Raw genomic sequence first — 12206 nt, forward strand, 5'->3', positions numbered from 1 at the left:
GCCATGCGCGCCGTCGTCATTCACGCCCCGAAGGATCTGCGGGTCGACCTCTATCCGGATCCCGCGCCCGGCCCGGGTGAAGTCCGCGTCAAGATCGCCAATGGCGGCATCTGCGGGTCCGATCTGCACTATTATCATCACGGCGGCTTCGGCGTCGTGCGCATCCAGCAGCCGATGGCGCTGGGGCACGAGATCGCCGGCGTGGTCGCGGATGTCGGTGACGGCGTCACCGGCGTGAAGCCGGGCACTCGCGTCGCGGTCAATCCGAGCAAGCCGTGCGGCCAGTGCCTGCATTGCCAGGAAGGCATGCGCAACCAGTGCCTCGACATGCGCTTCCTCGGCAGCGCGATGCGCTTTCCCCATGTGCAAGGCGGTTTTCGCGAGTTCATCACGGTCGATGCGACGCAGGCCGTGCCGATCGCCGACAAGCTGTCGCTGGCGGAAGCCGCGGTCGCCGAGCCGCTCGCGGTGTGCCTGCATGCCGGCAAGCAGGCCGGTCCCCTGCTCGGCAAGCGCGTGCTGATCACCGGCTGCGGCCCGATCGGCGCGCTGATGATCCTGGTCTCGCGCTTCGGCGGCGCCGCCGAGATCGTGGTCACCGATGTCGCCGACGCGCCGCTTGCGGTCGCCCGGCAGCTCGGCGCCACGCACGCCATCAATGTCGCGGCCAACGCCACGGCGCTCGATCCCTGGCGCGCCGGCAAGGGTGTGTTCGACACGCTGTTCGAAGCCTCGGGCAACCAGGCTGCGCTGCGCACCGCGCTCGACGTGCTCAGGCCCGGCGCGACGCTGGTGCAGCTCGGCCTCGGCGGCGAGATGACGCTGCCGATCAATTCCATCGTCGCCAAGGAATTGCAGCTCCGCGGCACCTTCCGCTTCGATCCCGAATTCGAGCTTGCGGTGCGGCTGATGGGCGAAGGCCTGATCGACGTCAAGCCGCTGATCACGGCGACCATGCCGTTCGAGAACGCGGTCGCCGCATTCGAGCTCGCCAGCGACCGCTCGCAGTCGATGAAGGTGCAGCTGACGTTCTAGGGCTGCGCCCGGCTCTCGATCAGCCGGTCGCTGACCAGCCGCACCGCGCCCCGCTTCCACGAATAGTCCGCGCCCAGGCGCAGGCCGCTGTCGCCGCGTGCGAGCACCGCGCCGGTCCTGGCATCGCGCACCTGGAAGCCGAGCGTGTATTCGGTGCGGCTGACCCGCCGCACCACGCCGATCAGCGACTGATCGGCGCCGAGCTTTTGCGCGATCGCCGCCTCGCAGCCATCGCAATCGCGCAAGGCGCGCGCCTTCGCTGCCTCCCCGCTCGCGCTGCCGACGTCGACGATCCGGTAGCGCCCGGATTGGCCCAGCGCCTCGCGAACGCTGCCAGTAACCTCGGCCAGATAAGACGCATCCGCGGCTGCGGGCCCTGCGGCCGACGCGGCAGTATTGTCATCGAGCTCGAATTCAAACACCGCAAGCGCGATCGGCGCGGGCGTGCCGAGCGCGGCCATGACCTCGCGCGACACGAAGCTCTCGGCGCGCTCCCATGATTCATCATTGTCGCCGCGAAAAGTGTAGAGCTTGTCCATCACGATCTTTTTGGCAACGACGTCGATCACGGCGACCTTGGCCCATTGCACCAGCGTGCTTGTCTTCTGGATGCCGCCGATGACTTTGAACCCCGCCCCGTCCTGGGCAGACGCCATGAGCCGGTAGCGCTGGTCCGCGCCGATATCCCGTCTGAGCGCGGCCATGAACGCCGACAGCCGGCGCTCGTGGGCGGCGGTCTGGTTGGCCGGCTCGGCCGACGTATCAGTATAACTGAAATCGTCCATGGCAACGCCAATGGCGGTCTCGGCGCCTGCCGGCGAACAGGCCGCGGGAAGGAGGAGGAGAAATGCAGACAGGATCAACCGGGGGCGGCGCATGCGGGCCTCATATGTTGGAGCGGCGCCGTAATCTGGATGGCGGAATCAGGCCATGCAGCAGTCGTCGTCCCGGCAAGCGCCGGGAAAATTTCACGACATTGCACCGCACTATGCGTGGCGCTTTCCGCCGCTGGCGTTCTGCCGTCTAATGCGGGCGCGACAATTCCGTTCGCGCCAGGTGCCCGCCGATGTGGAACCGCCCGAGGTTCGATCTCAAGGTCCGTTTGACGTTGCGCGTGGCCGCGATATCGGCCGCCTGCTTCGCCGCGATCTCCGCCTATTTCCTGATCACGGCCGACCGCGCGGCGCATGCGCGCCTCGACGATATCGCCGCCATCGTGGCGAAGACGCTGGAGCTGCAACAGGGCAAGATCCAGTGGGTGGCCAACCCGCGTTCGGACTTTCCCAACCTCGATCCCGTTTCGGCCTATGTGATGACGCCCGGCCTGTGTCTGGCGTTCCGCGGCACGAGCGGTGAGTTCCTTCAGCGGTTCTGTAGTGGCGCCCCCATCCCGACGAGCCCGCCACCGCAGGCCTTCGTGGCCTTCTATGGCAGCCTGTTCGACCCTGGCCGCGAGGCGGCGCGGCCTGTGATCGTGCGCGGCGCGAAGCTTGGCGAAACCGTGGTCTCGGTCGATCCGGCCGTGCAGACGGCGGACGCCTGGCATGAGGCCGGCCGCCTGATGATCGCGCTGGCGATCGCGCTGCCGCTGCTCTGTGCGCTGGTCTACGCCGCGCTGTCGCGCGCGCTGCGCCCCACCCGCATGATCCGCAGCGGCCTCGAGCGGATCGCCGCCAACGATCTCACCACGCGGCTGCCGCCGTTCGATCTCGCCGAGCTCTCCGCCATCCGCGACGTCTTCAACCATCTCGCCGAAAGCCTCGACAATGCGCTGGCCGAACGCAGCGAGCTGACGCGGAAGCTGATCGCGCTCCAGGACGAGGAGCGCCGCTATCTCGCGCGCGAGCTGCATGACGAGTTCGGCCAGTCGCTCGCCGCCATCCGCGCGCTCGCCGCCTCCGCCCGCCAGACCGCCGCGCAGGAGTGCCCTTCCCTGCTGGGCGAATGCGACGGCATCGCGCGAACCGCAACCGGCATGATGGAGACGCTGCGCGGAACGCTGTTCCGGCTGCGGCCGCCTGACGTCGAGGAGCTCGGGCTCGTGGCCAGCCTCGAAGGCCTGGTCGCGGGCTGGAACGGCCGCAGCCGTGGCGCGACGCGCTTCACGATCCGATTCGACGGCGCGTTCGCGACGCTGCCGGCCACGATCAGCGCCAGCCTTTACCGCATCGTGCAGGAAGCGCTCACCAATGCCGCCAAGCATGCCGGCGCCACCAAGGTGAGCCTGGAATTGACGATGGTGGCCAGCGAGATCGCGCTTGCGATCGACGATGACGGACGATCGCACGATCCCGCGGCAAAATCCGGGATGGGCCTGCTCGGCATGCGCGAGCGCGTCGCAGCCTTGCGCGGCCAATTGAGCTTCGAGGCCGCGCCGAACGGCGGCTCCGCATTGCGCGTGGTCATTCCGCTCGCAGCCGCCGATCGGCCGCCGCTGGAGCGCGCCGCATGAGCGCGGCCGGCGCGACCATTTTGCTGGTCGACGACCATTCCGTCGTCCGCGAGGGCTATCGCTCCGTGCTGCAGAAGCAGCCGGGATTGCGCGTCATCGCCGAAGCCGCCGACGGCGCCGAGGCCTACCGGCTGTACAAATCCGAGGCGCCCGATCTCGTCATCATGGATCTCAGCATGCCCGGCATCGGCGGCATCGAGGCCGTCAGGCGGATCAGGCAATGGGACAAGGCGGCACGAATCCTCGTCTTCACCATGCATGAGAATGCCGGCTTTGCCGTGCAGGCGATCCGCGCCGGCGCCAGGGGCTACGTCACCAAGACCAGTCCGCCGGAGACATTGGTGCGCGCGGTGATGGACGTGCTCGCCGGCAAGATCGCCATCAGCCCCGACATCGACCATGAGCTGGCGCTGAGCCGGCTCGGTGGCGAAAGCTCGGCCGCCGACGTGCTGACGCCCCGCGAGTTCGAGGTGATGCGCCTGCTGCTCGCCGAGAACACGACGGAGGAGATCGCCGAGACGCTCCATGTCAGCCCGAAGACGGTGGCGAACCTGCATTCCCTGATCAAGGACAAGCTCGGCGTCAGCTCCGACATCGAGCTGGTCCGGCTGGCGCTGCGCCAGGGGATTTTGACGGAGGTCGATCTCGGCGAGGCCTGATCGCTCAGGCGAGATAGCGCGTGAGATAACCTTCCATCGCATAGAGAGCGCACAGCGCCAGGCTCGACCATACCGCGGCGGTGAAATAAAGGAACATCCAGGTCAGCTCGCCCTTCCAATGCGCGATGTCGTGGGTCACGACCCACCGCGTGGCGACGTCATGCAGGCCTTCGAGGAAGCCAAGCAATCTGTTGCCCTCGGCGTGTCCTGCCCGCCAGCGGCTGAGATACATCGGCACGTCGACGGTGACGAGGAAGGCCAGGAAGCAGGCGATGCCGACGATGCCGGCAATCAATGCCAACCGCACCGGTCCCTGGAATTCCGGCATCAGCCGGCACAGCGCGATGCCCGCGAGGAAGAAGGTCACCGCCCACAGCGAGTTCTCGATCGCGTTGAAGAGGAAGTTGGTGGTCACCACCGCGTACCAGGAGAAGCACTCCGCGATGATGATGATCGGCACGATCACCAGCGCGACGTTCACCGCGGTCTCCGCGCCCGTCATCTGACCGAGCTGATGCAGGATGATCGCCCATTGCGCGACGAAGCACAGCTCGGCCACCGTCGCGACCGTGCGGCCGACGAAGACGCTGGAGAGCCAGGTGTCGAACAGGCAGATGCGCTGCACGTCGGCGCGCGGCAGGAACGAACGGAACGCGCAGCCGAACACATAGCCCGCGCAGAGCAGGAACATCAGCCCGATATCGGAGCCGCCACTGATGCTGCCCGCGGGCGTCGGGTAGAACTCGCGGTACAGCATGAACCAGACGAGGATATTGGCCGCACTGACAAGCGTCAGGGACCCCCACCACCACGCGAGGGGATTTGTCCGCGCCTGCCACTGCAACATGAATCGCTCCGTCGTAACCGATATGACATCTACTGGTAGCAATTCTGTCATAATATGGTGACGTGAGGCGACAAAAATCTGCGTGACACCGCTGTCATAATTGCGCTGCGCGCTGTCATATTCGGCGAAAGCGATCAGCGCTCCAATCGTTCTCGGAGCCTATCCCGGGGTCACCTCGTCGAGGTGCCCCGGAATTGCGCGGGAACTTATGTCTTCATCCCCGCAACATAGGCCGCGAGCTTGTCCAGCGTCTGGTAGCCGTATTCGACGGCGCCGAAATTGATCATGCCGTCGCGCTGCGCGGTGCTCGACGCCAGTTGCCGCATCATCAGCACGGTCTTGCCGTTGCTCTGCTCGGCAAACGTGAGCGTGAAGCGGAACATGCCGGGATCGTCGTCCTGGTCGGTGCCGTGGTCCATCTCCATCAGCGACGGCCGCTCGATGCGGCGGAAGCGCATGCGGTTCGGATAGACGGTGCCGTCGGGGCCGATCATGTTGAAGCGCCAGACGCCGCCGACGCGCACGTCGATCTCGAAGGTCTCGATCTTGAATCCCTTCGGCCCGAACCATTGCGGCAGATGTTTCGGGTCGGACCATGCCTCGAATACCAGTTCGCGCGGCGCGTCGATCACGCGCGACATCACGATCTCGCGGTCGAGCGACCATTGCGACAAGGCGGGATTGGCAGAATTCGTCATCGTCAGGAACCTTTCCGTTTGGCTGTCTTGTTGATCGTCTTGTTGCCTGGCTTGTTGCCTAGCTTGGGCGGTCGCTTGGCGGCCGCCCTCTCCTTCTCTTTCTTGAGCTTCATCACGTAGGCTTCGAAGCGGTCGAGCCGCGCCTCCCAGATCGCGCGCTGCTGCTGGAACCAGTCCTCCGCGCCCACAAGCCCGTCCGGGCTGAGACGACAGGTCCGCACCCGTCCGGATTTTTCGGACTGAACGAGCCCACTCGTCTCCAGCACGTGGATGTGTTTCATGAGGCTCGGCAGCGCCATCTCGAAGGGATCGGCGAGCTCGCCGACCGACGCCTCGCCGGCGCAGAGGCGCATCACGATCGCCCGCCTTGTGGGATCGGCGAGTGCGGAGAAGACCTGATCGAGGGATAATTGGTTAGCCATAAAGCTAACTATAGGGCGGCCATCATCGCGCGTCAACAATTGTTAGCCAGTAAGATAAGTAACATTTGCCGAGCGGTAGCCCAGATGGAGCAAAAGCGGAATCCGGGATTTCGCCGCAGAGCGACGGTCCCGGATTGCGCTTCTCGCTCCCTCAGGCTACGGGCCCGTCAGGTGGAACCCACCACGCGCGATCGTGAATTGGGCGGCGCGGGTCTCTCCGCTAGAACAAGCCCGGGGGCGCATCGCATCATGCGTCAGAGCCGTGCCGTCTGTTGTCATCTCATCGCACCTCACCCGACGGGCGCTCGCCCGGGCTGCGCTCATTGCGCTCGCCTGGCCGCGCCGCGCATGGGCGGATTCCGACATGATCGCCCAAATGCGCGACATCGTCGCGAATGAGCTGGCGCCGACCATGACACCGGACCAGCCGGGCGGCCTTGCCGCCGCGCTTTATGCCGGCCGCCACGTCGAGTTCTTCAACTACGGCTTTGCCGACGGCGCCACGCGAAGGCCGGTCACGCCGGACACGCTGTTCAATCTCGGCTCCTTGCGCAAACCGTTCGAGGCGACGCTGGTCGCGCTCGGCACGCTGCGCGGCGAGCTGCGGCTCGACGATCGCCTGCCGCAATACCTCCCCGAGCTCACCGGCGACTATATCCGCCGCGTCACCGTCGGCGAGCTCGTCACGCACACCTCGGGCATGCTGCTGCCGACCGACCATCCGCCCTGGCCGGACGAGTCTTTCTCGCGCGCGCAGTTCATCGACATGCTCAACGACTGGAGGCCGCAGGCCGGCGAAGTGCCCGGCAGGCAGCGCCTCTACAGCCACGCCGGCTACGTGCTGCTTCAGCTCGTGCTCGAGCGCTGTTACGACGCTGCGATCTCGACCCTGATCGAACAGCGCATCCTTGGGCCGATCGGCATGAATGCGACCTCCGTGCCCGAGCGCGGCGAGGACAGCCGTGCCATCATGGACGAGGCCTGGATGCAGCGCGCGGTCCAGGGCTATTCGGATCAGGGCATCGCGATCGGCCCGATCGGCCACCAGCAGAGCTATTTTGATTTTCCCGGCACGGGCCAGATGTTTTCTTCGCCGCGGGATCTCGCGACATTCGTTGCGGCTTGCCTCGACGGGCGCTCGATCGACCCTCATTTGCGTGAGGCATTGCGGCTGACGCAGCACGAGATCTTCCGCGTCGACGAGAAGTTCGGACAGGGAATGGCCTGGGAGAATGTGCGTCTTCCGGGCGTCACCATCGTCGACAAGCCGGGCGGCCTCAACAACGCCTCCGGCTATATCGGCCTGGTGCCGGCGCGGCGGATCGGCATCGTGTTGCTGGCAAATCGCGGCGAATACCCGCACGAAATCGCCCGCTACAAGATCCTGCCCGCGCTGGCGAAGCTCATGGGCCCGCACTGAACACATCCCTGAAAACAGAAAGCCCCGGCTGAGCCGGGGCTTTCCACGCCAGGACGAAACGGGATGAAGCTCAGTACCTGGCGACGACGGGCCCGCCGAACTTGTAGTTCACGCCGACGCGCGCGATGTTCGATTTGAGATCGATCGAGTGGGTGAAAACGTTGGTCGGAAATGCGCCGCCTAGCAGATTGGTGCTGGTCACGCTGCTGCGTCCGAGATCGACGTAGAGATATTCCGCCTTGAGCGACCAGCCTCCGCCGACGGCATATTCGGTGCCCACGCCTGCGGTCCAGCCGAGGCGTGTGTCGCGGAACGCGGCCGACTCCGTCGCCGCAGCGAACGTATCGGTGAAGTTGAAATTGCCCTTCACCTCGGCGATCGCAGCGCCACCGGTGGCGTAGAGCAGCCAGGTCGGAGCCGCGAGGAAGCCGATGCGGCCGCGGATCGTAGCGAGCCAGTCGGCCGAGACCTGCGAGGACACGGTGAAGCCGGTGGGCGCGCAGCAGGGATAGAGCGCCGAACCCGTCGCACTGCCCTTGACGCCGAAATAGTTGATGTCGGCTTCGAGGCCGAGCACGGCGTGGTTGACCTGCCAATTGTAGCCGGCCGTGAAGCCGCCGGTCACGCTGGAGCTGTTGACCCGCTGGGCGCCGACTGCCGCAATCGCGGAAACACTGGAGCTCGCGAAATAGGCGGCGGGATCGAACGCGGTCGATGTGCTCGGATCGGAGCTGCCCCACGCACCACCGACATTGCCGCCGACATAGAAGCCGGTCCAGTTGTAGGCCGTCGCCATCGTCGGCGCTTTGGTGTAGTGCGCCGCGAGGTCGGCCGCCTGCACTGATGCGGAGCCCATAACGACCGCGGCAACCGCCAGCAAAAACTTCTTCATTCCAGTCTCCTTGCCTCACGCGATTGATCTCGCGTTTCGAAAGCGCGGGCGGAAGGCGTCCGGCGCAGATCGGGCATAAGCCGCCTGCCGCGTACCGTCTCGGTCTGCGGCGCAGTTCGTAGGGACTGTGACGTAGTGTGAGCCGCGCTGCGCGCGAACGCATGATGACTGTGACCGGGGAGCCACGCGTCATCTCCCATCCGTGGCGTACGATGTACGCCCGTGTCGCATCACGACAAGAGCGCGAAACGCGATTCGATTCTCCGCGTCTCAGACCGAACGCGTCAGTCCGCCGTCGACGCGGATGTTCTGGCCGGTGATGTAGGCCGCTCCGTCGGATGCCAGGAACGAGATCGTCGCGGCGATCTCCTCGACTTTGCCGTAGCGCTGCATCGGCACGCTGTCGCGGCGTGCATCGGTCTGCGGCAGGCTGTCGATCCAGCCCGGCAGTACGTTGTTCATGCGGATGTTGTCGCTCGCATGGGTGTCGGTGAAGATCTTCGTGAAGGCGGCAAGGCCGGCGCGGAATACCGCGGACGTCGGAAACATCGCGCTCGGCTCGAACGCCCAGGCGGTCGAGATGTTGATGATGGCGCCAGCCTTTTGTGCCTGCATCACCGGCGTCACCAGCCGGGTGGGACGGATCACGTTCAACAGATAGACGTCGAGGCCGGTGTGCCACTGCTCGTCGGTAATCTCGGTGATGGGCGCGCGCGGCCCATGGCCGGCGCTGTTGACGAGCACGTCGATGCGCCCCCATTTGGCAAGCGCGCCGTCGACGAGCCGCTTCAGGTCGTCGTTCGATTTGTTGGAGCCGGTGACGCCGAGGCCGCCGAGCTCGGCCGCCAGCGCCTCGCCCTTACCGGAGGACGACAGGATGGCGACGCGAAAACCATCGGCCGCGAGCCGACGCGCAGCCCCTGCCCCCATGCCGCTGCCGCCGGCGGTAACGAGTGCGACCTTCTCTGCTGCCATGACCGATCATCCTCTGTGATATCGTTGAGGCGGGCCCAACTTTCAGTTTGTTATGGCCCAGCCTGTCGTGAGGGCTTCTACCGCCGGACCAGCCGGCAGGTCCATCGCCGAGAGCATCCGTCATGAGCGATTTGCAGATCCGCAATTTGCGCCCCGGGGAGATTTCCATCGCCGTCGACTGGGCCGCGGCCGAGGGCTGGAACCCGGGCCTCTCCGATGCCGCCTGCTTCGCGATCCCGGACGGAGAAGGTTTCTTCATCGGCGAGATCGACGGCGAGCGGGTCGCAACCGTCTCCTGCGTCAATTACGATGATCGCTTCGCCTTCCTCGGCTTCTACATCGTGCGCTCAGGCTTTCGCGGCAGAGGCTACGGCCTGCGCATCTGGAACGCTGCGATCGCGCATGCAGGCCCGCGTGTGATCGGGCTCGACGGCGTCGTGGCGCAGCAGGACAATTACAAAAAATCCGGCTTCGAGCTCGCCTACGCCAATATCCGCTATGGCGGTACCGTCGCCGCGCCGCCGAACCCGCCCGCCGATGTCGTCGCGCTCGACACGATCCCGTTCGCGCGCGTTGAAGCCGACGACGCCACGGTCTTCCCCGCGCCGCGCAGCGCCTTCCTGCGCGCCTGGATCAAGGCACCAGGCCATGTCGGCCGCGCTCTCTTGCGCGATGGCAGGCTGGCCGCGTGGGGCGTGATCCGTCCGTGCCGGAACGGCTACAAGATCGGCCCGCTCGTCGCAGACGATCGCGCCTCGGCGGGCAAGGTCATGCAGGCCTTGCTGGCAAGTTCAGGTGGCCGCGAAGTCTTCCTCGATGTCCCCGCCGTCAATCGCGAGGCGGTCGCGCTTGCGGAGGCGCTCGGACTCAAGCCGGTGTTCGAGACGGCGCGGATGTACACAGGGCCGATCCCGCCGCTGCGGGTCGACCGCCTCTTCGGCGTCACCAGTTTTGAGCTGGGCTAGGGTGTGCACTCATGAAGGCAATGTCTGCTGCTGATGGCCAGGCGGAAAGCATCTGGTCGGGTTGAGCTTTACCGGTTTGGACCTAAACCGGAAATCATCACACCTATGTACGAACGCCGTCATTTTAACGGAGCAAAATTCTGATTGGTCAAAGGGGGCACAGTCGGGCGCTGGATACGAATAAACGGTTTGCTGGCTCCCGCGTGGCAACTATTGCAACCGTCAGTAAGCTCGTCGAAGGCTGCAACAAATTGGCTGCTGCTCTTTCCATCAATCGCCTTTTCAAGCCGCTCTATCCGTGGATCGATGATAGTCTTGATCATCTCGGAAACGGGAACCCCATCAAAGGTCGAATGAAGCCTTGCTGCGTCCTCCAGCCCTTCCTTGATCTCGTCAATCTCGTAGGCTGCCAGGTCCCAGTTATTATTCTTGCCAGCAAACCAAAGCTTCGCGTGGCGAAGCTGGATAACTGTCATAAACTCGCCAAGGCCGGGTTCGTAGGGTCCCTTTGCTGGTTGGGCGCCTGCCAACGTCGCCGAGGTCGCGATGATAATTGCGGTAACGACTATCCGTTTCATTCGTTTTCGCTCACGAAGGCTGGCTTCTCCTTAAGGAGAGCAGCAAGAAGCGACCAAACGCAACTGCAAAATCTATCCTGCGAGGACGGCGCTCATCCTCGGGTCGCCATTCCGCCGCTGTCGGGGGTAGAGCAGACATCGACGCGCTGATCATCGCCAGGCGTTTATGAGGACATGCCCTCGCTGAACGGACGACGCCGCTCAGTAGCAACGCGTGATGTTGACGGTGTGCTCGCCACCGCCGCGGCCGGGCACAGTGACCTGCTCCGTCGGACAGCTCGGCACATAGGGCCGGTCGGACGGCACCACGTTCGGCGGGAAGCGGTGCGACCAGTCCCAGGGAACGTCATAGGTGTAAGTGTAGCGCACGTCGTTCGTCACGGGCTGTCCGATATCGACGAAGGGTTGGTTGTCATTTCCCCCGCCGTAGTAGAATCCGCCGCCACCCGGCCAATAGACCCAGGGCGCGTTGCGGCCGCGGAACCGGCCGCCCGGTCCAACCGGCGGACGCGCCACCGGGCCGGACGGCGCAGCGGCCAGCGCGTGCGCGGCCGTACCGCCGGGCCTGGCAAAACTGTTGCTGGGGGCAAGAAGCAGCGCGACTGCGCTGAGTGAGGCGAGCAAGGCCCCAAATGATCTGGACATCATGATACGCACCAACTCGTTTGCTTCGCGATAGCGGCTCCCCGCCGCACGCTAGGCCGGGCTGCCGCCCACCCGCAAACCTATAATTAATTATTGGTTAAGGCACGGGATTAACAGCGAACAGGGTGCGGCAGAACGCCCGCGATTCCCGTCTGGTTTCAAGCACTTCGTTCCAGAAGCGGTACTTCATAACCAGTTGATCGGAGTTGACCGCACCAAGCCGAAGAGATTCGGAACGCTCTCCCATCGCATCCGTTGGGCCCCGGCAAGAAGCAAGGAGCATCTTCAATGCAGAACAAGTCGAAACTCCTCTGCCTGATCACGGCGTCGCTGATCGCGGGCTCCACAGCCGCGTCGGCGCAAGGCTATAGCTGGAGCGGACCGCGCGTCGGCTGGGACCGCAGCGCCCCCGCCTATGAGTCGGTTCAGCCGCGCGCGTACTATCCGGATGCTACTGGGCCGTATGAAGCACTCAACGGGTCCAACCACCGGGCGCCGAGCTCGACGCAAGGCGACGTCGGCCCGGAAGGAAACAACAACGGCACGCTGACCGGCAGGTACCGCAGCTGGTAACAACTGCTTTCATGACAGGACCCGCCGCTTCATCGAGCGGCGGGG

Annotated in this window: 14 protein-coding genes; 6 read left to right on the forward strand and 8 right to left on the reverse strand. The window is 65.1% G+C overall.

Annotated features, from left to right (window positions below; all coding sequences use genetic code 11):
• Positions 1–3 precede the first annotated feature (3 nt).
• Positions 4–1035: an L-idonate 5-dehydrogenase gene (locus IVB31_RS11815; RefSeq protein WP_247322047.1), complete on the forward strand. Its 1032-nt coding sequence runs from the start codon at positions 4–6 to the stop codon at positions 1033–1035.
• On the opposite strand, the gene IVB31_RS11820 is transcribed toward IVB31_RS11815, so the two are convergent.
• Complete coding sequence (locus IVB31_RS11820) at positions 1032–1913, reverse strand: DUF3280 domain-containing protein (RefSeq protein WP_247322050.1); 882 nt, start codon at positions 1911–1913, stop codon at positions 1032–1034. The genes IVB31_RS11815 and IVB31_RS11820 overlap by 4 nt on opposite strands.
• A gap of 188 nt (positions 1914–2101) precedes the next feature.
• Between IVB31_RS11820 and IVB31_RS11825 the strand changes: the two genes are divergently transcribed.
• Both IVB31_RS11825 and IVB31_RS11830 read left to right on the forward strand, forming a co-directional pair.
• A complete protein-coding gene (locus IVB31_RS11825) occupies positions 2102–3487 on the forward strand; it encodes a HAMP domain-containing sensor histidine kinase (protein ID WP_247322052.1) in 1386 nt (461 codons plus the stop codon).
• Entirely contained in the window at positions 3484–4146 is a 663-nt protein-coding gene (locus IVB31_RS11830) for a response regulator transcription factor (RefSeq protein WP_247322054.1), read from the forward strand. Before IVB31_RS11825 ends, IVB31_RS11830 begins: the two co-directional genes overlap by 4 nt.
• Positions 4147–4150: 4 nt before the next feature.
• On the opposite strand, the gene IVB31_RS11835 is transcribed toward IVB31_RS11830, so the two are convergent.
• The 3 genes from IVB31_RS11835 to IVB31_RS11845 all read right to left on the reverse strand — a co-directional run bounded on the left by IVB31_RS11835 (position 4151) and on the right by IVB31_RS11845 (position 6113).
• Positions 4151–4993 (reverse strand): hypothetical protein, encoded by an 843-nt coding sequence (locus IVB31_RS11835; protein ID WP_247322057.1) that lies wholly within the window; start codon positions 4991–4993, stop codon positions 4151–4153.
• A 206-nt stretch (positions 4994–5199) separates the two neighbouring features.
• Positions 5200–5691, reverse strand: a complete 492-nt coding sequence (locus IVB31_RS11840; protein ID WP_247322060.1) for an SRPBCC family protein — start codon at positions 5689–5691, stop codon at positions 5200–5202.
• Between the two features lie 2 nt (positions 5692–5693).
• Entirely contained in the window at positions 5694–6113 is a 420-nt protein-coding gene (locus IVB31_RS11845) for a metalloregulator ArsR/SmtB family transcription factor (RefSeq protein ID WP_247322130.1), read from the reverse strand.
• Positions 6114–6477: 364 nt separating this feature from the next.
• On the opposite strand from IVB31_RS11845, the gene IVB31_RS11850 reads away from it, so the two are divergent.
• Positions 6478–7533, forward strand: coding sequence for a serine hydrolase (locus tag IVB31_RS11850; RefSeq protein ID WP_247322063.1), 1056 nt, complete (start codon positions 6478–6480; stop codon positions 7531–7533).
• 70 nt (positions 7534–7603) lie between these two features.
• On the opposite strand, the gene IVB31_RS11855 is transcribed toward IVB31_RS11850, so the two are convergent.
• Together IVB31_RS11855 and IVB31_RS11860 are read right to left on the reverse strand one after the other, a co-directional pair.
• Positions 7604–8425, reverse strand: coding sequence for an outer membrane protein (locus IVB31_RS11855; RefSeq protein ID WP_247322066.1), 822 nt, complete (start codon positions 8423–8425; stop codon positions 7604–7606).
• 270 nt (positions 8426–8695) lie between these two features.
• Positions 8696–9400, reverse strand: a complete 705-nt coding sequence (locus tag IVB31_RS11860) for an SDR family oxidoreductase (RefSeq protein WP_247322068.1) — start codon at positions 9398–9400, stop codon at positions 8696–8698.
• 122 nt (positions 9401–9522) lie between these two features.
• Here IVB31_RS11860 and IVB31_RS11865 point away from each other — a divergent pair, with 122 nt between their 5' ends.
• Positions 9523–10365 (forward strand): GNAT family N-acetyltransferase, encoded by an 843-nt coding sequence (locus IVB31_RS11865; protein ID WP_247322071.1) that lies wholly within the window; start codon positions 9523–9525, stop codon positions 10363–10365.
• Between the two features lie 119 nt (positions 10366–10484).
• On the opposite strand, the gene IVB31_RS11870 is transcribed toward IVB31_RS11865, so the two are convergent.
• Complete coding sequence (locus IVB31_RS11870; RefSeq protein WP_247322075.1) at positions 10485–10943, reverse strand: hypothetical protein; 459 nt, start codon at positions 10941–10943, stop codon at positions 10485–10487.
• 201 nt (positions 10944–11144) lie between these two features.
• Complete coding sequence (locus tag IVB31_RS11875) at positions 11145–11591, reverse strand: hypothetical protein (RefSeq protein ID WP_247322078.1); 447 nt, start codon at positions 11589–11591, stop codon at positions 11145–11147.
• Between the two features lie 285 nt (positions 11592–11876).
• Between IVB31_RS11875 and IVB31_RS11880 the strand changes: the two genes are divergently transcribed.
• The gene (locus tag IVB31_RS11880) at positions 11877–12161 is read left to right on the forward strand and encodes a hypothetical protein (RefSeq protein ID WP_247322080.1); all 285 of its coding nucleotides are present in this window, start codon (positions 11877–11879) and stop codon (positions 12159–12161) included.
• The last annotated feature ends 45 nt before the right edge of the window (positions 12162–12206 follow it).

It is taken from the genome of Bradyrhizobium sp. 21, from assembly GCF_023073335.1.
In the GTDB taxonomy this organism is placed as follows: Bacteria; Pseudomonadota; Alphaproteobacteria; order Rhizobiales; family Xanthobacteraceae; genus Bradyrhizobium.

What these genes read in the sequence shown, in the direction of transcription:
- IVB31_RS11840 (WP_247322060.1), bottom strand. Translation starts at nt 5,691, where the DNA reads ATGACGAATTCTGCCAATCCCGCCTTGTCGCAATGGTCGCTCGACCGC.
- IVB31_RS11860 (WP_247322068.1), bottom strand. Translation starts at nt 9,400, where the DNA reads ATGGCAGCAGAGAAGGTCGCACTCGTTACCGCCGGCGGCAGCGGCATG.
- IVB31_RS11820 (WP_247322050.1), bottom strand. Translation starts at nt 1,913, where the DNA reads ATGCGCCGCCCCCGGTTGATCCTGTCTGCATTTCTCCTCCTCCTTCCC.
- IVB31_RS11865 (WP_247322071.1), top strand. Translation starts at nt 9,523, where the DNA reads ATGAGCGATTTGCAGATCCGCAATTTGCGCCCCGGGGAGATTTCCATC.
- IVB31_RS11870 (WP_247322075.1), bottom strand. Translation starts at nt 10,943, where the DNA reads ATGAAACGGATAGTCGTTACCGCAATTATCATCGCGACCTCGGCGACG.
- IVB31_RS11835 (WP_247322057.1), bottom strand. Translation starts at nt 4,993, where the DNA reads ATGTTGCAGTGGCAGGCGCGGACAAATCCCCTCGCGTGGTGGTGGGGG.
- IVB31_RS11845 (WP_247322130.1), bottom strand. Translation starts at nt 6,113, where the DNA reads ATGGCTAACCAATTATCCCTCGATCAGGTCTTCTCCGCACTCGCCGAT.
- IVB31_RS11855 (WP_247322066.1), bottom strand. Translation starts at nt 8,425, where the DNA reads ATGAAGAAGTTTTTGCTGGCGGTTGCCGCGGTCGTTATGGGCTCCGCA.
- IVB31_RS11880 (WP_247322080.1), top strand. Translation starts at nt 11,877, where the DNA reads ATGCAGAACAAGTCGAAACTCCTCTGCCTGATCACGGCGTCGCTGATC.
- IVB31_RS11830 (WP_247322054.1), top strand. Translation starts at nt 3,484, where the DNA reads ATGAGCGCGGCCGGCGCGACCATTTTGCTGGTCGACGACCATTCCGTC.
- IVB31_RS11875 (WP_247322078.1), bottom strand. Translation starts at nt 11,591, where the DNA reads ATGATGTCCAGATCATTTGGGGCCTTGCTCGCCTCACTCAGCGCAGTC.
- IVB31_RS11825 (WP_247322052.1), top strand. Translation starts at nt 2,102, where the DNA reads ATGTGGAACCGCCCGAGGTTCGATCTCAAGGTCCGTTTGACGTTGCGC.
- IVB31_RS11850 (WP_247322063.1), top strand. Translation starts at nt 6,478, where the DNA reads ATGATCGCCCAAATGCGCGACATCGTCGCGAATGAGCTGGCGCCGACC.
- IVB31_RS11815 (WP_247322047.1), top strand. Translation starts at nt 4, where the DNA reads ATGCGCGCCGTCGTCATTCACGCCCCGAAGGATCTGCGGGTCGACCTC.